General features: G+C 61.0%; 15 protein-coding genes. 5 read left to right on the top strand and 10 right to left on the bottom strand.

Annotated elements, in window-relative coordinates; translation table 11 throughout:
• A partial coding sequence (locus AO268_RS22455) for an autotransporter outer membrane beta-barrel domain-containing protein (protein WP_141562837.1) occupies positions 1-1,609 on the top strand: 1,609 nt, incomplete at its 5' end.
• A gap of 140 nt (positions 1,610-1,749) precedes the next feature.
• Here the strand turns inward: AO268_RS22455 and guaA are convergent.
• From guaA to AO268_RS22435, 4 genes are all read right to left on the bottom strand, one after another.
• On the bottom strand, positions 1,750-3,327 hold the full coding sequence (gene guaA, locus AO268_RS22450; protein WP_099169885.1) for a glutamine-hydrolyzing GMP synthase: 1,578 nt from the start codon (positions 3,325-3,327) through the stop codon (positions 1,750-1,752).
• A gap of 80 nt (positions 3,328-3,407) precedes the next feature.
• Positions 3,408-4,877 carry an IMP dehydrogenase gene (gene guaB, locus AO268_RS22445; RefSeq protein ID WP_099169884.1) on the bottom strand — a complete coding sequence of 490 codons (1,470 nt, stop codon included), beginning with the start codon at positions 4,875-4,877 and terminating at the stop codon, positions 3,408-3,410.
• 159 nt (positions 4,878-5,036) lie between these two features.
• Positions 5,037-5,585, bottom strand: coding sequence for a sugar ABC transporter ATPase (locus AO268_RS22440; RefSeq protein WP_076964490.1), 549 nt, complete (start codon positions 5,583-5,585; stop codon positions 5,037-5,039).
• 135 nt (positions 5,586-5,720) lie between these two features.
• On the bottom strand, positions 5,721-6,488 hold the full coding sequence (locus AO268_RS22435; protein ID WP_099169883.1) for a sulfite exporter TauE/SafE family protein: 768 nt from the start codon (positions 6,486-6,488) through the stop codon (positions 5,721-5,723).
• A gap of 99 nt (positions 6,489-6,587) precedes the next feature.
• On the opposite strand from AO268_RS22435, the gene AO268_RS22430 reads away from it, so the two are divergent.
• The 4 genes from AO268_RS22430 to leuA all read left to right on the top strand — a co-directional run bounded on the left by AO268_RS22430 (position 6,588) and on the right by leuA (position 11,773).
• Entirely contained in the window at positions 6,588-7,478 is an 891-nt protein-coding gene (locus tag AO268_RS22430; RefSeq protein WP_099169882.1) for a LysR family transcriptional regulator, read from the top strand.
• Positions 7,479-7,508: 30 nt separating this feature from the next.
• The gene (xseA, locus tag AO268_RS22425; protein WP_099169881.1) at positions 7,509-8,888 is read left to right on the top strand and encodes an exodeoxyribonuclease VII large subunit; all 1,380 of its coding nucleotides are present in this window, start codon (positions 7,509-7,511) and stop codon (positions 8,886-8,888) included.
• A 3-nt stretch (positions 8,889-8,891) separates the two neighbouring features.
• The gene (locus AO268_RS22420; protein ID WP_099169880.1) at positions 8,892-9,713 is read left to right on the top strand and encodes a M23 family metallopeptidase; all 822 of its coding nucleotides are present in this window, start codon (positions 8,892-8,894) and stop codon (positions 9,711-9,713) included.
• 380 nt (positions 9,714-10,093) lie between these two features.
• Positions 10,094-11,773 carry a 2-isopropylmalate synthase gene (gene leuA / locus AO268_RS22410; RefSeq protein WP_099169879.1) on the top strand — a complete coding sequence of 560 codons (1,680 nt, stop codon included), beginning with the start codon at positions 10,094-10,096 and terminating at the stop codon, positions 11,771-11,773.
• A 124-nt stretch (positions 11,774-11,897) separates the two neighbouring features.
• On the opposite strand, the gene AO268_RS22405 is transcribed toward leuA, so the two are convergent.
• The 6 genes from AO268_RS22405 to hisS all read right to left on the bottom strand — a co-directional run bounded on the left by AO268_RS22405 (position 11,898) and on the right by hisS (position 18,766).
• The gene (locus tag AO268_RS22405) at positions 11,898-12,689 is read right to left on the bottom strand and encodes an amidohydrolase (RefSeq protein ID WP_099169887.1); all 792 of its coding nucleotides are present in this window, start codon (positions 12,687-12,689) and stop codon (positions 11,898-11,900) included.
• On the bottom strand, positions 12,677-13,825 hold the full coding sequence (locus tag AO268_RS22400) for a pyridoxal phosphate-dependent aminotransferase (RefSeq protein WP_076964497.1): 1,149 nt from the start codon (positions 13,823-13,825) through the stop codon (positions 12,677-12,679). The genes AO268_RS22405 and AO268_RS22400 overlap by 13 nt, the downstream gene beginning before the upstream one ends.
• Positions 13,826-14,044: 219 nt before the next feature.
• Positions 14,045-15,514: a ribosome biogenesis GTPase Der gene (gene der, locus AO268_RS22395; protein ID WP_076964498.1), complete on the bottom strand. Its 1,470-nt coding sequence runs from the start codon at positions 15,512-15,514 to the stop codon at positions 14,045-14,047.
• A gap of 135 nt (positions 15,515-15,649) precedes the next feature.
• Entirely contained in the window at positions 15,650-16,801 is a 1,152-nt protein-coding gene (bamB, locus tag AO268_RS22390) for an outer membrane protein assembly factor BamB (RefSeq protein ID WP_038446317.1), read from the bottom strand.
• Positions 16,794-17,435: a YfgM family protein gene (locus AO268_RS22385; RefSeq protein WP_057437951.1), complete on the bottom strand. Its 642-nt coding sequence runs from the start codon at positions 17,433-17,435 to the stop codon at positions 16,794-16,796. Before AO268_RS22385 ends, bamB begins: the two co-directional genes overlap by 8 nt.
• 41 nt (positions 17,436-17,476) lie before the next feature.
• Positions 17,477-18,766: a histidine--tRNA ligase gene (gene hisS / locus AO268_RS22380; RefSeq protein WP_099169878.1), complete on the bottom strand. Its 1,290-nt coding sequence runs from the start codon at positions 18,764-18,766 to the stop codon at positions 17,477-17,479.
• Between the last annotated feature and the right edge of the window lie 9 nt (positions 18,767-18,775).

Below are 18,775 nucleotides of genomic sequence, written 5' to 3'. Positions count from 1 at the left end.
CTCGGCGTCGGCGAAGGTCATCTGCTTCATCGGGAAACTCGGTGGGTGGGGTCGCGGTATTTTGCCAAATCAGAAAGTCTTTTTCAGAGTTTCCCTAGGCAGTACTGCTCAAGGGGCAGTAGCCCGCCTGTCTGGCAGAGGCATTGTCCAGCAACTGACGTTCAATAACGGTGGGCAAGCCGCTCCAGGTAACTCTATTGGAACGTTAAACGCCGGTGACATCACGTTTAACCCTGGTTCACTTTATGCCGTAGAGGTGGCGCCTGACGGGCGTAGCGATCGTATCCAAGCAACAGGCCAGGCCGTTATCGCTGGCGGCGATGTGGTGGTCTCCCTGGAAAATGCTACTGCCCCATTGAGCTCGGACGAGACCCGCAGTTTGCTCGGGCAACAGTTCAATATCCTGAGTGCCAGTGCCGGTATCAGTGGCAAGTTTGCCTCGGTGACTCCTGATTATCTCTTTCTAGGGGCAAGCCTGAATTACCAGCCCCAACAGGTGATACTGAGTATTGATCGAAACACCACTCGTTTTGCGGATGTTACACAAAACCCAAACGAACGCTCGGTAGCGACAGCAGCCGACACGTTAAAAGCCAATAACCCGGTTTACGAAAGTCTTTTGCTATCCCGCTCGAATACCGAGGCTCAACAGGCCTTCAGCCAGCTTACCGGGCAAATTCACTCTGATCTTGCTGCGGCACAGATGGCGGACAGTCGCTACCTTCGCGAAGCCTTGAACAGTCGTTTGCAACACGTCCAGCAACAGCGTACTGACGCGCACATAGCGGATGCCGGTGAAGGTGGTTGGGTTCAGCTACTGGGCGGACGCAGCCAGATAGAAGGGAGCAACGTTGCCAGAGGCTATAGCGCCTCCACCAACGGTGTACTGCTCGGCCTGGATACTGAAGTAATGGATGGCTGGCGTTTAGGAGGCGCCACCGGCTATACCCGCACAACGTTGAATGGCGCGTCTTCTGCTTCTGGTGAAAGTGACAATTATCATCTGTCGTTATATGGCGGCAAACGCTTCGATAGCCTGTCATTGCGTATAGGGGCGGCGTCTACCTGGCATGATCAGGCGACATCGCGCAGCGTTGTGTACGCTCAAATATCAGAGCGTCAGAAGGCGCAATATACCTCCCGCACCGACCAAGTATTCGCCGAGGCCAATTACAACCGATGGGAAAATGTGGAGCCGTTTGTCAACTTGAATCAAGTCAACTTCAAGAGTGACAGTTTTAACGAACATGGGGGGAAAACCTCCCTGCATTCCAGCGCACAGACCCAGAGCGCGACATTCTCCACGTTGGGGGTTCGCGGGCAAATGCATGTGCCCATCGAGTCGGTCAGAGCGGTGACCTTGCGTGGTGAATTAGGCTGGCAGCATCAATTCGGCAATCGGGATCGTGATACTTCGTTGAAGTTTGCCGGCAGTGATACAGCCTTTACGATCAACAGTGTACCTGTGTCCCGCGATGGAGCCCTGCTGAAGGCCAGCGCCGAAATTGCGTTATCCAAAGACACTTCGATTTCTCTCAACTACAGCGGGATCGTGTCTGGCAGCGAGAACAGCCATGGTATGAACGCAGGCGTTGCTTTCAGATTTTAGAGAGAGCCCCTCAACGGAACACCCTTTGACAAGGCACAAAACGGTCAGAGCGCGCCAACCCCAAAAAGCCAAAAGCCCGCAATTACGCGGGCTCCAGGACATTTCTTGCTAGTGGGTGCCGGGCAAGGCCCCACGCCCCATCATTCCCACTCAATCGTCGCCGGCGGCTTGCTCGACACGTCGTAAGTCACCCGCGAAATACCTTCGATTTCATTGATGATACGGCCGCTGACCGTCTCCAGCAGTTCGTACGGCAGGTGTGCCCAGCGGGCGGTCATGAAGTCGATGGTTTCGACGGCACGCAGGGCCACGACCCAGGCGTAGCGACGGCCATCGCCGACCACGCCAACCGATTTCACCGGCTGGAACACGACGAAGGCCTGGCTGACTTTGTGGTACCAGTCGGCCTTGCGCAGTTCTTCGATGAAGATGTGATCGGCACGACGCAGCAGGTCGGCGTATTCCTTCTTCACTTCACCGAGGATACGCACGCCCAGGCCCGGGCCCGGGAAGGGGTGGCGGTAGACCATGTCGTACGGCAGGCCCAGTTCCAGGCCCAGACGGCGGACTTCGTCCTTGAACAGCTCGCGCAGCGGTTCTACCAGCTTGAGGTTCATTTCCTCAGGCAGGCCACCCACGTTGTGGTGGGACTTGATCACGTGGGCCTTGCCGCTCTTGGCGCCGGCCGACTCGATCACGTCGGGGTAGATGGTGCCCTGGGCCAGGTACTTGATGTTGTCCAGTTTGTTGGACTGGGCATCGAACACGTCGATGAAGGTACGGCCGATGATCTTGCGCTTCTTCTCCGGGTCGGACTCGCCGGCCAGGTTGTTCAAGAACTGATCTTCGGCGTTGGCGCGGATCACCTTGACGCCCATGTTTTCGGCGAACATGGCCATCACTTGCTCGCCTTCGTGCAGGCGCAGCAGGCCGTTGTCGACGAACACGCAGGTCAACTGGTCGCCGATGGCCTTGTGCAGCAGCGCGGCAACCACGGAGGAGTCAACGCCGCCGGACAGGCCGAGCAGCACGTTGTCGGTGCCGACCTGGGCGCGCACGTTGGCAATGGCGTCTTCCGCGATTTTCGACGGGGTCCACAGGGCTTCACACTCGCAGATGTCGAGGATGAAGCGCGACAGGATGCGCCCGCCTTGCTTGGTGTGGGTCACTTCCGGGTGGAACTGCACGCCGTAGTAACGACTCTCGTCGCTGAACATGCCGGCGATCGGGCAGCTTGGGGTGCTGGCCAGGATGTGGAAGTCTTCCGGCATCCGGGTGACTTTGTCACCGTGGCTCATCCAGACGTCGAGGCCGAACAGGCCGTCGGCGTCGATGTGGTCTTCGATACCGTCCAGCAGGCGGCTCTTGCCGACCACGTCCACACGGGCATAACCGAATTCACGCAGTTCGGAACCTTCAACCTTGCCGCCCAGTTGCTCGGCCATGGTCTGCATGCCGTAGCAGATACCGAAGACCGGCACGCCCAGGTCGAACACCGCTTGCGGGCAACGCGGGCTGTTGGCTTCGTGCACGGACTCGGGGCCACCGGCCAGGATGACGCCTTTAGGGGCGAATTCGCGGATCGCTTCGTCATCCATGTCGAACGGGTGCAGTTCGCAGTACACACCGATTTCACGCACGCGGCGGGCGATCAGCTGGGTGTACTGGGAACCGAAGTCGAGGATCAGGATGCGGTGGGCGTGAATGTCGAGGGCCATGAAGTCAGTCTCGTCTAATGAATCAGAAACAACTCGGGGCTGAAGAACAGCCCCGGTTACTTAACGTTTTGCTGGAAGCCTCAACCTACGCGGTAGTTTGGCGCTTCCTTGGTGATCTGCACGTCGTGGACATGGGATTCAGCCATGCCGGCGCCGGTGATCCGTACGAACTCTGGCTTGGTGCGCATTTCTTCGATGTCGGCGCTGCCGGTGTAGCCCATCGAGGAACGCAGGCCACCCATCAGTTGATGGATGATGGCGCTCAGGGTGCCTTTGTACGGCACACGGCCTTCGATGCCTTCCGGTACGAGCTTCTCGGCGCCTGCCGAGGAGTCCTGGAAGTAACGGTCCGAAGAGCCTTGCGCCTGGGACATGGCGCCCAGCGAACCCATGCCGCGGTAAGCCTTGTACGAACGGCCCTGGAACAGTTCGATCTCGCCCGGGGCTTCTTCAGTACCGGCGAACATCGAGCCCATCATCACGCAGGAAGCACCGGCCACGATGGCCTTGGACAGGTCACCAGAGAAACGGATGCCGCCGTCGGCGATCAACGGTACGCCAGTGCCTTCAAGGGCAGCGGCAACATTGGCAATGGCGCTGATTTGCGGCACGCCCACACCCGCTACGATCCGCGTGGTGCAGATCGAGCCAGGGCCGATACCGACCTTGACCGCATCAGCGCCGGCTTCGGCCAGGGCCTTGGCCGCTGCGCCGGTGGCGATGTTGCCGCCGATCACCTGTACATCGGGGAAGTTCTGCTTGACCCAGCGTACGCGGTCGATCACGCCCTTGGAGTGACCGTGGGCGGTGTCGACCACCACCACGTCAACCCCGGCAGCGACCAGGGCTGCAACGCGGTCGCCGGTGTCTTTACCGGTACCAACGGCGGCGCCAACGCGCAGACGACCTTGGTCATCCTTGCTGGCCAGCGGGTAAGCCTTGGCTTTTTCGATGTCGTTGACGGTCATCATGCCTTTGAGGACGAATTTGTCGTCGACAATCAGCACGCGCTCGATGCGGTGCTTGTGCAGCAGTTCACGCACATCGTTCTTGTCGGCGCCTTCCTTGACGGTGACGAGGCGCTCTTTAGGCGTCATCACTTCGCGGACGGTGACTTCAAGACGGTTTTCAAAGCGCACGTCACGGGAAGTGACAATGCCGACCAGGTCGCCATTGTGCAGCACGGGAACACCGGAGATGTTGTGCAGGCGGGTCAGGTCGAACAGGTCGCGCACGGTGGCGTCGGCTTCGATGGTGATCGGATCTTTCACCACGCCGGCTTCGTAACGCTTGACCTTGCGCACTTCGGCAGCTTGCTGCTCGATGGTCATGTTCTTGTGGATGATACCGATGCCGCCTTCCTGGGCCATGGCAATGGCCAGACGGGCTTCGGTGACGGTGTCCATGGCAGCGGAAACCAGGGGAATATTCAGCTCGATGCCACGGGTTAGGCGGGTCTTGAGACTGACTTCGTTAGGAAGCACCTCGGAATAACCGGGCACTAGGAGAATGTCGTCGAATGTCAGAGCTTCTTGGCTGATACGCAGCATCGCGGGGGCTCCCGAGCGGGAAAATGGAAGCGCGTCATTATACTCAGACACCCCTCGGGCCTCAACGTAAAACTCTGACAAACTTGGTAATACTGATAGATGGGGAATTTCCAGACCCTGATCGTTCCCACGCAGAGCGTGGGAACGATCAGGGTGCTGCTAGAGTTCGACTTTGACCCAGCTGATTTTCTGGTCCAGCCAATCGGCAAACTCGTCGATAAAGCTCTGCTTGAAGCCCGCTTCCGCCCAGTTGTTGAAGATAAAGCCCAGGTTGGAAAACCCGCATTCCTGCAGGAACAGGAAGCCATTGATGTCATCTTCATGCCCACACAGCGGGCAAGTGAAGTTGTCGGTGTGGCCGGGCATCCAGTCTTCCAGGCTATCGAACAGCGCCTCGCCGACTTCCTTGCGGCATTCCGGGCAGCCGGCTTCTTCGAGAAAGCCCTTGGCCGGGGTATAGATGCAGCGTTTGTAGATGATTTCCAGGCCGTTGACCGGCTCGTTGAACGGCAGCGCCTCAGGGTGCAGCACCACGGCGCGGGCGCCGTCGGCCAAGGCGTAGCCCATGCGGTTGCCGGTGCGGCCACAGGTGGTCAGTTCTTCCTTGATGATGTTCTTGCGCACCAGCCAACGCACGATGGCCCGGGCGCGGGGTTCGTGGACGGGCAAGGTGGAGATTTTCGGGACAAGGATGCTTTGGGAATTCATGGGAGTCCTGCGGTGTGGCGTCTGACGCCATCGCGGGCAAGCCCGCTCCCCCATTCGATTGCATTTCAATGTGGGAGCGGGCTTGCCCGCGATGAGGCCCTAGAGCCCGGCAGCTTAATCCCTGATACACACAGGTCAAGTACTCAAATACCGCCCAATCAAGGCAATGCCACTGGCCAGTACCAACCACGTCACCAACCGCACAAACGCCTCACGGGACATGCGCAAGGTCAACCGCCGCCCCGCCCATAACCCCAGGGCCATCGCCGGTAGCAGGCACACCGCCAACAGCAGCAGTGGCAACTCGGCATACACCCCGGCGATCAAAAACAGACTCAGGCGCACCACCGTGCTCGCACTGATCAGCGCACTTTGGGTCGCCCGCGCCCCGTCCCTGGGCAGGCGGCTGTTCAGATAAATCGCATATAAAAAGCCGCCACTGCCAAACAACGCACCAAACAACCCACCCACCACGCCCATCGGCACCGCCCAGCCGGCAGCCAGGGCCGTGGGCTTGGCCCTGACCGCCAGGCTGTAGATGGCATAGGCGCTGATAAACAGGCCCATCAACAGCACAAGCAGGTCCGACTGCAGGTTGAGCAAGAAGACCACGCCGAGGATGCAGCCAATGGCCATGCACGGCAGTAATCGCAGCAGCTCCGGCCTAACCACATCCCGCCGCGATTGCAGCAGGTTGCCAAACGCTGCAACAAAATCCAGCAGCACCAGTAGCGGGATAATCTTCGACAACGGCATAAACATAATCAGGATCGGCCCGGCCACCAGTGCCGTGCCAAATCCGGCGATGCCAAACACGATATAGGCCAGGGCAATCCCCAGGCCGATCACCAGCCAGTCCACCGTCCCGAACGACCACTGCCCCATCAATTCAACCAGGCTCATGCAATATTCCTTGTCAGTGATGGCCCTCACTTTAGCCAAGCGGATGAGTTGCGACTAATATCTTCCAGGCCCTCCACCTATCTCGAAAAGGCATGACTCGTGATTTCCACCCGGCAACTGCGTTACTTCGTTGAAATCGCCGAGAGCGGCAGCTTCAGCGCCGCCGCTGAGCGCCTGTTTGTCGCGCAATCGGCCCTTAGCCGGCAGATCAAGGAGCTGGAAAACTTCCTGCACACGCCGCTGTTCGAGCGCACCGCCCGCCAACCCAGACTCACGGCAGCCGGCGAAGCGTTTTATCCACGGGCACGCAACCTGCTGGGCGAGTTGCACAAGGCCAGTGAACTGGCGACCCAGGTCGGCCACGGCCAGCTCGGCACCCTGCGCCTGAGCCATTCCAGTACGGTGCCGATGAGTGGACGGATGCTGCGCGGGATCAGCACCTGGCTGGAGCAGTGCCCCGGGGTGTCGCTGGATATCGCCAAACTGTCCTCCGAAGCGCAGTTGGAGGAGATTGCCGAGGGTCGCCTGGAGGTCGGCCTCCTCCGCCTGCCGGTGCTGCGCCAGCGCGAAGGGGTGCGCATCGTGCCTTTATATAAGGAGCCACTGTTGCTGGCCGTCCCGCCGGCCCACCGTTTGGCCGGGCACACATCGGCCATTGAACTGGCGCAATTGAAAGACGAAGCCTTTATCTCGATCCCCCACCCGCAACGCGGCGGCCTGAGTTACCTGTCAGCCGAGTTGTGCATGCGTGCCGGATTTTTCCCCAAGGCCGCCCGGGTGATGTCGCGCAAGACCACCCAGTTGCAGTTGATCCAGGCCGGGTTTGGCATTGCCCTGCTGCCCGAGTCGATGCGCGACATTGCCCCGGCCAATATTCACTTCCTGCCCCTGGCCGACCCCGATGCTCATAGCACCGTGGCCCTGGCCTGCGCGCAGGCGCCGAGCGCGTTGGTGGCGCAGTTCTGTCAAACCTTGGGCGAATGCCTATAAACTGCCGCCCATGACTAAAGATCTCTTGCCATGATTAAAGACCCGTTTGCCCGCCTGGGCCTGGACCGCGAAGTCCTGACGGTCAGCCAGCTCAACGGCCGCGCGCGGGTGTTGCTGGAGGACGTGTTCAGCAATATCTGGGTCGAAGGCGAGATCTCCAACCTCGCCCGCCCGGCCTCCGGCCATGTGTATTTCACCCTCAAGGACAGCGGCGCGCAGGTGCGTTGTGCGCTGTTTCGCAATAACGCTGCGCGGGTGCGCCAGGCGCTGAAGGATGGCCTGGCGGTCAAGGTGCGCGGCAAGGTCTCGCTGTTCGAGGGGCGTGGCGACTATCAGTTGATCCTCGACACCGTGGAGCCCGCCGGTGATGGTGCGTTGCGCCTGGCCTTCGATGCCCTGAAGGAAAAACTCAGCGCCGAAGGGCTGTTCAGTGCCGAGCGCAAGGTGCCTCTGCCGGCCCACCCGCAGCGCATCGGGATTATCAGCTCGCCCACAGGTGCGGTGATCCGCGACATCATCAGTGTGTTCGGCCGCCGCGCACCGAACGTGCAACTGACCCTGATCCCCACCGCCGTGCAGGGCCGCGAAGCCGTGGCGCAGATTGTCCGCGCCCTCAAGCTGGCGGATGCCCGTGGTTTCGATGCGCTGATCCTGGCCCGGGGTGGTGGCTCCCTGGAAGACCTCTGGTGCTTCAACGAAGAAGCCGTGGCGCGGGCCATCGATGCCTGTGTCACGCCTATCGTCAGTGCGGTCGGCCATGAGACCGATGTGTCCATCAGTGACTTCGTGGCCGACGTACGCGCGCCCACGCCGTCGGCGGCTGCTGAGCTGCTGGCGCCGGATGCGAGCAACCTGGTGCGCCAGGTCGAAAGCCTGCACCGGCGCCTGGTGATGCTGATGCGCAACCGCCTGACCCACGACCGTCTGCGCCTGGAAGGCATGGCCCGGCGCCTGCGCCACCCCGGTGAGCGCCTGCGCCAGCAGGCCCAGCGCCTGGATGACCTGGACATGCGCCTGCGCCGTGCGTTCGAGCGCAGCCTCAATACCCGGCGCGAGCGCCTGATCCGCCTGGAAACGCGTCTGGCCGGCCAGCATCCGGGGCGGCAACTGGCCCTGCTGCGCCAACGCCTGGACAGCCTCGCCGAACGCCTGCCCCGGGCCATGCGCGAAGGCCTCAAGGCGCGGCGCCTGCAACTGCAAAGCCAGGTGCAGACGTTGCAGGTGGTCAGCCCGCTGGCGACCCTGGGCCGTGGCTACAGCATCCTGCTGGACGAGCGCGGCCAGGCCATTCGCACTGCCGCGCAAACCCACACCGGCCAGCGCCTGACCGCGCGCCTCGGTGAAGGCCAATTGCAAGTGCGGGTCGAAGATAACCACCTGACCCCCGTCACCCTTTCATTACTGGATTGATTGATGCCTCGTCTATTTAGCCTGTTGATGTTGCTGTGCCTCGCCTTCAATGCCCATGCCGACAGCTACATCACCCGCACCCTGAACAAGCCGGTGCCCGGTGGCGTGGCCGTGGTCGACCTGGGCCCTGGGGCCGCCGCGCCAAAAGCCACCTATCAGGGCAAGCCGGTGCTGGTGGTCAAGGAACAGGACAACTGGCTGGCGATTGTCGGCATCCCGTTGACGGTCAAGCCCGGTAACGAGCGCATCAGCAGTGGCGGGCGCACCCTGCCGTTTATCGTCGGCTACAAAAAGTACCCGGAACAGCGCATCACCCTGAAGAACAAAAGCCAGGTCAACCCCGCCCCGGCGCAACTCAAGCGCATCGAAGGCGAGTTGGCCGTACAGCTCAAGGCTTACCGCAGCTTCAGCCCGAACCTGCCGAGCAACCTGGTGCTGGACAAGCCGGTGAACGGTCCGCTGTCGAGCAGGTTCGGCGTGCGCCGCTTCTTCAACGGTGAAGAGCGCAACCCGCATTCAGGTCTGGACTTCGCGGTGCCCGCCGGCACGCCGATCAAGACGCCGGCCAATGGCAAGGTGATCCTGGTGGGTAATTACTTCTTCAATGGCAACACCGTGTTTGTCGACCATGGCCAGGGCTTTATCAGCATGTTCTGCCATATGTCGAAGATTGACGTGAAGGTAGGCCAGCAATTGGTGCGCGGGGCGGTGGTCGGCAAGGTCGGTTCGACGGGCCGGGCGACCGGGCCGCATATGCATTGGAATGTCAGCTTGAATGATGCACGGGTGGACCCGGCGATCTTTATTGGCGCGTTCCAGCCTTGATGTGATCGCTGGGCACACTGGCGCCATCGCGGGCTTGCATGCGACGGCGCCAGCCCCATCGCCGCTGATTGCGCATCTGGAAAGCCTTACGCAAACAAAACAAAGCCTCTAGACCTTCAGCACAATAAAATCTCGTTTCCTACAGCAATAGCAGAACTTCTCTCAATTTTTTTCGACTGCTTGCCATCTTTCACCCCGGCGGTTAGGGTTGAGCTTATGAAAACCTCTCACACCCTCATTCAGCTCCGCCAGCACCGCAGCCTGTGCCTCGTCAGCGCACGACTGCCAGGCTGAATCGATCTGCCTCGCCCCCCGGTTTTATCCAATAAACGCTTTCTGGCAGGCCGCCTCTTCTCGGCCCTACAACAAGGATTCTTCTGATGAGCATGCTCAAAGACCCGTCGTCTAAATACCGCGCGTTCCCGACCATTGATATCCCGGACCGCACCTGGCCATCGAAAACCATCACCAGCGCGCCGATCTGGTGCAGCTCCGACTTGCGCGACGGCAACCAGTCGCTGATCGAGCCGATGGATGCGGTGAAGAAACTGCGCTTCTGGAAAACCCTGGTCGCCGTGGGCGTGAAAGAAATCGAGGCCTCGTTCCCGGCCGCGTCGCAGACTGACTTCGACTTCGTCCGTACCCTGATCGAAGACAACCATATCCCCGAGGACACCACCATCCAGGTGCTGACCCAGGGCCGTGAAGACTTGATCGCACGGACTTTTGAATCCCTGCGCGGCGCCAAGAAAGCCATCGTGCACTTGTACAACGCCACCTCGCCGTCCTTCCGCCGTATTGTGTTCAACCAGGACAAGGACGGGATCAAGGCCATCGCGGTCGACGCCGCCAAGCTGTTCGTCAAATACGCCGCCCAGCAGCCGGAAACCCAGTGGACCTTCGAGTATTCCCCGGAGACGTTCAGCGCCACGGAACTTTCGTTCGCCAAGGAAGTGTGCGACGCGGTGATCGAGGTGTGGAACCCGACACCCGAGCACAAGATGATCCTCAACCTGCCGGCCACCGTGGAATGCGCCACGCCCAATATCTATGCCGACCAGATCGAGTGGTTCGGTCGCCATATCAACCGTCGTGACAGCGTGATCATCAGCCTGCACACCCACAACGACCGTGGCACTGGCGTCGCGGCCACCGAGCTGGGCCTGATGGCCGGCGCCGACCGTGTCGAAGGCTGCCTGTTCGGCAATGGCGAGCGTACCGGTAACGTCGACCTGGTCACCGTGGCATTGAACCTCTACACCCAGGGCGTGAACCCTGGGCTGGACTTTTCCGACATCGACGGCGTACGCAAAGTGGTCGAAGAGTGCAACCAGATCCCGGTGCACCCACGTCACCCGTATGTCGGCGACCTGGTCCACACCGCGTTCTCCGGCTCGCACCAGGATGCAATCCGCAAGGGCTTCGCCCAGCAGAAACCGGATGCCTTGTGGGAAGTGCCGTACTTGCCGATCGACCCGGCCGATATTGGCCGCAGCTACGAGGCGGTGATCCGCGTCAACAGCCAGTCGGGCAAGGGCGGCATCGCCTACCTGCTGGAGCAGGAATACGGCATCAGCTTGCCACGCCGCATGCAGATCGAATTCAGCCAGGTGGTACAGGCCGAGACCGACCGCGTGGGCCTGGAAATGACCGCCGCGCAGATCCACGCGTTATTGCAGCGCGAATACCTGCAAGCCAACACCCCGTACGCCTTGGTCAGCCATCGCCTGCAGGAAGAAAACGGCAACAGCTCGGTAGAAGTTGAAGTCTCCGGCAAGGGCCAGGGCGAAACCAACCTGCGCTGGCACGGCAAGGGCAATGGTGCGCTGGAAGCGCTGGTGGCCGGCCTGCCGATTGGGGTCGAGATCATGGACTACAACGAGCACGCGATTGGCGCGGGCACTAACGCCAAGGCTGCCGCTTACATTGAACTGCGCGTGAACGGCGAGCGTCCGGTGCATGGTGTGGGGATTGATGAAAACATCACCACGGCCAGCTTCAAGGCGGTGTTCAGCGCGCTGAACCGTTCGTTGAGCCAGCTGGAAGCGAAAGCGGCGTAACGCTGCCCTGATCGTTCCCACGCTCCGCGTGGGAATGCACCTCAGGACGCTCTGCGTCCGCTCTTAAAGGCACTACGCGGAGCGTCACTGGAGGCGTTCCCACGCGGAGCGTGGGAACGATCAGTCACAGGAATGTGAAGGCATCGGCATCCAGGTTTGCCGGGAATTTTTGACGATACTCCGCCAACTGCGCCGCCTCCAGGCACACCTGGAACACCCCGTCCGCCTCCCCCGCGCTCAGCAGGCTTTCGCCCTGGAAGTCCAGGACCTGGCTGTCCCCGGTGTAGGCAAAACCCTTGCCGTCCGTGCCCACCCGGTTCACCGCCGCCACATAACACAGGTTTTCGATGGCCCGGGCCGGCAACAGGCGGTTCCAGTGCTGGCGCCGCGCACCCGGCCAGTTGGCGGTGTACAGCAGCAGGTCGGTATCCTGGGCGTCGCGACTCCACACCGGGAAGCGCAGGTCGTAGCAGATCAGCGGGCGAATCCGCCAGCCCTTGAGCTCGAACTGCACCTGGCGCTCGCCGGGGGTGTAGTGATTATGCTCACCGGCCATGCGAAACAGATGGCGCTTGTCGTAGTGCAGCACCTCACCATCGGGCCGCGCCCACAACAGGCGGTTGCGGTGGCTGCCATCGGCCGCCTGGATGATCACGCTGCCGGTAATCACCGCGTTGTACTTCTGCGCCTGGGCCTTGAGCCACTTATGGGTCGGCCCCTGCTCCGCTTCGGCCAGCGCTTCGGACGCCATGGAGAAGCCGGTGGTGAACATTTCCGGCAGCACGATCAGGTCGGCGCCCCTGGCCTGCTCCAGCAACAGTTCAAAATGCTCCAGGTTGGCCTGGCGGTCATGCCAGGCCAGGGTGGTCTGTACCAGGGCGATGTTCAGGTCGGGTAAAGCACTTAGATCACGCATAGTTTCTCAGCTGCTTGGCGCAGCGTCTCCTCGCGTTTGGCAAAGCACAGGCGCACCAGGCGCTGGCCTTGAGGTGGATTCTGGTAGAACACCGAGACCGGAATTGTCGCCACGCCATGCTCGCGGGTCATCCACAGCGACATGGCCACGTCATCCAGGTCCGGGCGAATCTGTGAGTAGTCCACCAGTTGAAAGTAAGTACCGGGCACCCGCGCAAAACTAAAACGCGAGGGAGCCAGCAGATCGCAGAACAGGTCGCGCTTGGCCTGGTAGAAGGCCGGCAGTTCTTCGACATGTTCCGGGTGCTCGGCCATAAAGTCGGCCAGGGCGTACTGCAACGGCGTTACACCGCAGAAGCTGACGTATTGATGTACCTTGCGCAGCTCGGTACTCAAGGCCGCGGGCGCCACCACGTAGCCGGTTTTCCAGCCGGTGACGTGATAGGTCTTGCCAAAGGAGCTGACCACGAACGCGCGCGGATACAGCTCTTCGTGGGCCAGGACGCTGACATGGGGCACACCATCGAATACCAGGTGCTCGTAGACCTCATCGCTGACCAGGTAGAGATCACGGTCACGGATCAGTTCGGCCAGCTGGTCCAGCTCGGCACGGCTGATCAGGGCACCGCTGGGGTTGTGCGGGGTGTTGAGGATGATCATGCGCGTACGCGGGGACAGCGCGGCCCTGATCTGCTCGAAATCCAGGCTGAAATCCCCCGGCGCCAATGGCACATGCACGCACCGCCCACCGGCCAACTCCACCGCCGGCTCATAGCTGTCGTAGCACGGGTCGAAGACGATTACTTCATCACCGCTGCGGATCACCGCTTGGATCGCACAGAAGATCGCCTGGGTGGCGCCGGGGGTGATGGTGACTTCGCTGTCGGGACAAACCTGCACGCCATAGCTGCGGGCGATCTTGGCCGCCACTTGCTGGCGCAGGGCCGGCAGGCCGGTCATCGGTGCGTATTGGTTATGGCCACTGGCAACGTGTTTACCCACCGCGTCGAGCAAGGCCTGGGGGCCGTTGAAGTCGGGGAAGCCCTGGGACAGGTTCAGCGCGCCGGTTTCGGCAGCGAGTTGCGACATGGTGGTGAAAATGGTGGTGCCGACATTTGGCAACTTGCTGGTGATCATTCGGTGGGCCCCTGGCGGTGAGTTACAAGTTGTAAGCTGCAAGCGCCGAAGGGTCAATCGTGAGGCACAAAAAAGGGCTCGTTCAGAGCCCCTTCTTGGGTAACGCCTAACTTACATAAGAGCTGGCTTGCCTGGGATGACGGTGGGTCAGTCAGCACATCGGTGTCTGACCTGTCGCTATCGCGGGCAAGCCCGCTTCCACACAAGCGCGCTCCACTATCAGCGGCGGTCTTTACGCTTTTTGTCAGCCTTCTTGTTGTGGCTCATCAAGCGACGTTTCTTGTTCACTTGGCGGTCAGTCAGGCTGTTCTTGTTACCTTCGTACGGGTTCTCGCCACCTTTGAACTCGATGCGGATCGGCGTGCCGACCAGCTTCAAGACGCGGCGGTAGGTGTTTTCCAGGTAACGCACGTAGGACTTGGGCACCTTCTCGATCTGGTTACCGTGGATCACGATAATCGGCGGGTTGGCACCCCCCAAGTGGGCGTAACGCAGCTTGATCCGGCGGTTATTGACCATCGGTGGCGCGTGTTCGCCCACCGCGTCTTCGAGGATCTGGGTCAGGCGGTTGGTCGGCCAGCGGGTAACCGCGGACTTGAACGAGTTCTGCACCGAGGCGTAGAGGTTGCCCACGCCAGTGCCGTGCAACGCCGAGATAAAGTGGATATCGGCGAAGTCGACGAAGAACAACCGACGTTGCAGCTCGACCTTGACGAAGTCACGCTCGCTCGGGGTCATGCCGTCCCACTTGTTGATCGCGATCACCAGTGCCCGACCGGCCTCCAGGGCAAAGCCCAGCAGGTTGAGGTCGTGGTCGACCACGCCTTCGCGGGCGTCCATGACGAAGATCACGACGTTGGCGTCTTTGATCGCCTGCAGGGTCTTGACCACCGAGAACTTTTCGACTTCCTCGTGGATCTTGCCGCGCTTGCGCACACCGGCGGTGTCGATCAGCGTGTACTTCTCGTCGTTACGCTCGAACGGGATGTAGATGCTGTCACGGGTGGTGCCAGGCTGATCGTAGACGATTACCCGGTCTTCACCGAGCATGCGGTTGACCAGGGTCGACTTGCCCACGTTCGGGCGGCCGATGATGGCGATCTTGATCCCGTCTTTTTCGCTTGGGCCAGGAATGCGCTTGGCTTCCTCGCCTTCGGCGACGATCTCCTCTTCACCTTCAACTTCGTCGGCGTCATCCTTGGGGAAGTCGCGCAGGGCGATTTCCAGCATCTGGGTGATGCCGCGACCGTGGGCACCGGCGACCGGAATCGCGTCCCCCAGGCCCATCGGGCTGAATTCGGCACGGGCCGCCTCAGGGTCGATGTTGTCGATCTTGTTGGCGATCAAATAGGAGCGCTTGTTACGCTTGCGCAGGTGCTCGCCGATCATCTGGTCGGCAGCGGTATAGCCGGCGCGGGCGTCCACCAGGAACAACACAACATCAGCTTCTTCGATGGCCAGCAGCGACTGCTCGGCCATCTTTTCGTCCATGCCATGCTCGTCACCGGAGATACCACCGGTGTCGACAATAATGTAGGAGCGCCCTTGCCACTTTGCCTCACCGTATTGGCGATCACGGGTCAGACCGGACAAGTCGCCGACGATGGCGTCGCGAGTCCTGGTCAGGCGGTTGAACAAGGTGGACTTGCCGACGTTAGGTCGGCCCACCAGGGCGATTACGGGAACCATGCGGCTCTCCACTGCGTTATTTCAGAAAATACAAAAGCCGCTGCAAGGCAGCGGCTGGTGCTCGGGGCAACACCCGAAGGTGCCGCATGCCCTGCCGAAGCAGGGCCGCCTGGGGGGTTACCCCAAGCATAGTTCTTACTTGATGGTCAGGGCTTCCAGCTTGCCGCTGTTACCAAACACATAAAGCATGTTGCCTACTACCAGCGGACGCGCGCGCAGGCCGTCGCTGTCGATACGTTCACGGCCGACAAAGCGACCATCCACCTGGCTCAGCAGGTGCAGGTAACCTTCCAGGTCGCCTACCGCTACATAGCTGGAGAACACTTCTGGCGCCGACAGTTGACGGCGAGCCAGCGAGTCATTGCTCCACAGGGCAGTGGTGGAACGCTCGTCGACACTTTCAACGGTGCCGGATGCCAGGCTCACGTAGACGCTGCCAAAACCCTGGGCAACACCGGCGTAGCTGGAAGCATCACGCTGCCAGAGGACGCGACCGCTTTGCAGGTCCAGCGCCGCGACACGGCCCTGGTAAGTGGCGACGTACAGGGTTTCACCCGACAGCAGCAAGCCGCCATCGATGTCCACGACCCGGTCCAGCTCGGAACGACCTTGTGGAATGGCGACCCGCGATTCCCAGGCCGGCACGCCGTTCTGGGTATCCAGGGCGACCACTTTACCGGTCGACAGACCTGCCAGCGCCAGGTTATTGGTCACAACCGGACCACTGGTACCGCGCAACGTCAGCACCGCAGGGGTGCTGTCGTACAGCCAGCGCTGCTCACCGGTGCTGGCGTCGAGGCCGATGACACGGTCATCCTGGGTCTGCACCACGACGATATCGCCGTTGGTGGCAGGCGGCGCGAGAACTTCACTGGTCACGCGAGCGCGCCATTTCTCTTCACCGCTGCTCGAATCCAGGGCCACGACTTCGCCTTTGAGCGTGCCGATCATCACCATGCCGTAACCCACGCCGACGGCGCCGGAAACCGGGAGTTCGAGGTCTTTCTTCCACTTGACGTCGCCGTTCATGCGATCCATGGAGATCACCACGCCCGTCACGTCAGCGGCCACAATGTTGTCACCGTCGATTGCCGGTACCAACATGTTGTAGGTGTCGCCCTGGCCGTCACCGATGGAGCGGCTCCACTGCTTTTGCAGGACCACTTCTTCCTTGAAGCTGGTCAGCTCGGCCGGAGGCAGTTCTTTTTTGCTGTTGCTGCTGCAACCCGCGGCCAAAACGGCCAGAGCCAGCAATGCTGCATGTTTCCAACGGATCACGTCACGCATCCCCTTTGGCCAAGTCGTCCAGCTTGATTTGTAAGCCACCGACCGCTGCTTCATCAGACAGCGCAGCCTTGGCTTTTTGGTACGCAGCATTGGCTTCATCGGTACGACCCAATTGGACCAGCAGGTCACCCTTGAGCTCTTCGCGAGTGGCTACAAATGCCTTGTCAGCATCGCCGTCGAGCAGTTTCAGTGCTTCGTCGGCCTTGTTCTGTGCGGCCAGGACCTGGGCCAGGCGCTGACGCGCGATTTCACCCAGGGTCGGGTTGCTCGGCTTGTCGGCGATGGCTTTGAGCTCGGAGGCTGCGTCATCCAGCTTGCCGGTATCGACCGCGACTTTCGCGACGAACAGGCTGCCGTATTGGGCGTAGGTGCTACCGCCAAATTCGTTTTTCAGCTTGCCGGCCAGGTCCGCCACTTGGGCAGGGTCAGGCTTGCCAGTGGGCGTCAGCGTGGTTTCCAGCAGTTGCTGATAGAGCATCGAGGCGCCTTGCGACTGATTGCCCTGATACTTCTGGAACGCCTGCCAACCGAACACCACCACCAGCGCCAGCAGGCCGCCAGTTACCAGGGGTTTGCCGTTACGCTGCCACCAGTCTTTGAACTCGGCCAGTTGATCATCTTCAGTACTCGACACCCCAATACTCCTTAATCGCTAAATTCGGCTGTTTGACAGCTTCAACCCTGCACGATGCAGGTGGCCAAGTGCGCAGCAAGCGCATCAAAGGCAATGCTTTGTTGTTCGCCCTGGCCACGCAGGGGTTTGACACTTACCACTTGCTGGGCCAGTTCATCGTCGCCCAGGATCAGCGCGTACAACGCACCGCTCTTGTCGGCTTTCTTGAATTGGCTCTTGAAGCTGCCCGCGCCGGCATTGACCAGCAGGCGCAGGCTCGGCAGTTGGTCGCGCAACTGTTCGCTCAAGGCCAGGCCTGCCAGTTCGGCCGCCTCGCCAAAGGCGCACAGGTACACATCCACCTGACGGGAAATTTCTTCAGGGATCTGCTCCAGGGTTTCCAGCAGCAGGATCAGGCGCTCGATGCCCATGGCAAAACCCACGCCGGTGGTCGGCTTGCCGCCCATCTGCTCGACCAGGCCGTCGTAACGGCCACCGGCACACACGGTGCCCTGGGCACCGAGCTTGTCGGTGACCCACTCGAACACGGTCTTGCTGTAGTAATCGAGGCCGCGCACCAACTTGGGGTTGATCACGTAGGGAATCCCGGCCGCGTCCAGGCGAGCCTTGAGGCCCTCGAAGTGCGTGCGGGATTCGTCGTCCAGGTAGTCGGCCATTTTCGGCGCATCGACCAGCACCGCCTGGGTGTCGGCGTTCTTGGTATCGAGGACGCGCAACGGGTTGGTCTTCAGGCGACGCTGGCTGTCTTCATCAAGCTTGTCCAGGTGGGCGGACAGGTACTCGACCAGCGCTTCACGGTAGCGACCACGGGATTCACTGGTGCCCAGGCTGTTGAGCTCGAGCTTGACCGCGTCGCGGATGCCCAATTGGCCCCACAGGCGCCAGGTCAGCACGATCAGCTCGGCATCGATGTCCGGGCCATCGAGGTTGAAGACTTCGCAACCGATCTGGTGGAACTGGCGATAACGGCCTTTTTGCGGACGCTCGTGGCGGAACATCGGGCCGATGTACCACAGCTTCTGGGTCTGGCCACCACCGGTGATGCCATGTTCGAGCACGGCGCGCACGCACGCAGCGGTGCCTTCCGGGCGCAGGGTCAGGGAGTCGCCGTTGCGGTCTTCAAAGGTGTACATCTCTTTTTCGACGATGTCGGTCACTTCACCAATGGAGCGCTTGAACAGCTCGGTGAACTCGACGATTGGCATGCGGATCTGCTTGTAACCGTAGTTATCCAACAGGCGCGCGACCGTGCTCTCGAAATAGCGCCACAGGGGCGTCTGTTCGGGCAGGATGTCGTTCATGCCACGAATGGCTTGCAGAGACTTGCTCACATCAAATCC

The organism is Pseudomonas sp. ICMP 8385 (genome assembly GCF_002699915.1).
Taxonomy (GTDB): Bacteria; Pseudomonadota; Gammaproteobacteria; order Pseudomonadales; family Pseudomonadaceae; genus Aquipseudomonas; species Aquipseudomonas gessardii.
This window is presented reverse-complemented; position numbering and strand designations above follow the sequence as displayed.

Coding starts and splice junctions, on each gene's coding strand:
- guaA (WP_099169885.1), bottom strand. CDS start 3,327: ATGGCCCTCGACATTCACGCCCACCGCATCCTGATCCTCGACTTCGGT.
- guaB (WP_099169884.1), bottom strand. CDS start 4,877: ATGCTGCGTATCAGCCAAGAAGCTCTGACATTCGACGACATTCTCCTA.
- AO268_RS22440 (WP_076964490.1), bottom strand. CDS start 5,585: ATGAATTCCCAAAGCATCCTTGTCCCGAAAATCTCCACCTTGCCCGTC.
- AO268_RS22435 (WP_099169883.1), bottom strand. CDS start 6,488: ATGAGCCTGGTTGAATTGATGGGGCAGTGGTCGTTCGGGACGGTGGAC.
- xseA (WP_099169881.1), top strand. CDS start 7,509: ATGATTAAAGACCCGTTTGCCCGCCTGGGCCTGGACCGCGAAGTCCTG.
- AO268_RS22420 (WP_099169880.1), top strand. CDS start 8,892: ATGCCTCGTCTATTTAGCCTGTTGATGTTGCTGTGCCTCGCCTTCAAT.
- leuA (WP_099169879.1), top strand. CDS start 10,094: ATGAGCATGCTCAAAGACCCGTCGTCTAAATACCGCGCGTTCCCGACC.
- AO268_RS22405 (WP_099169887.1), bottom strand. CDS start 12,689: ATGCGTGATCTAAGTGCTTTACCCGACCTGAACATCGCCCTGGTACAG.
- AO268_RS22400 (WP_076964497.1), bottom strand. CDS start 13,825: ATGATCACCAGCAAGTTGCCAAATGTCGGCACCACCATTTTCACCACC.
- der (WP_076964498.1), bottom strand. CDS start 15,514: ATGGTTCCCGTAATCGCCCTGGTGGGCCGACCTAACGTCGGCAAGTCC.
- bamB (WP_038446317.1), bottom strand. CDS start 16,801: ATGCGTGACGTGATCCGTTGGAAACATGCAGCATTGCTGGCTCTGGCC.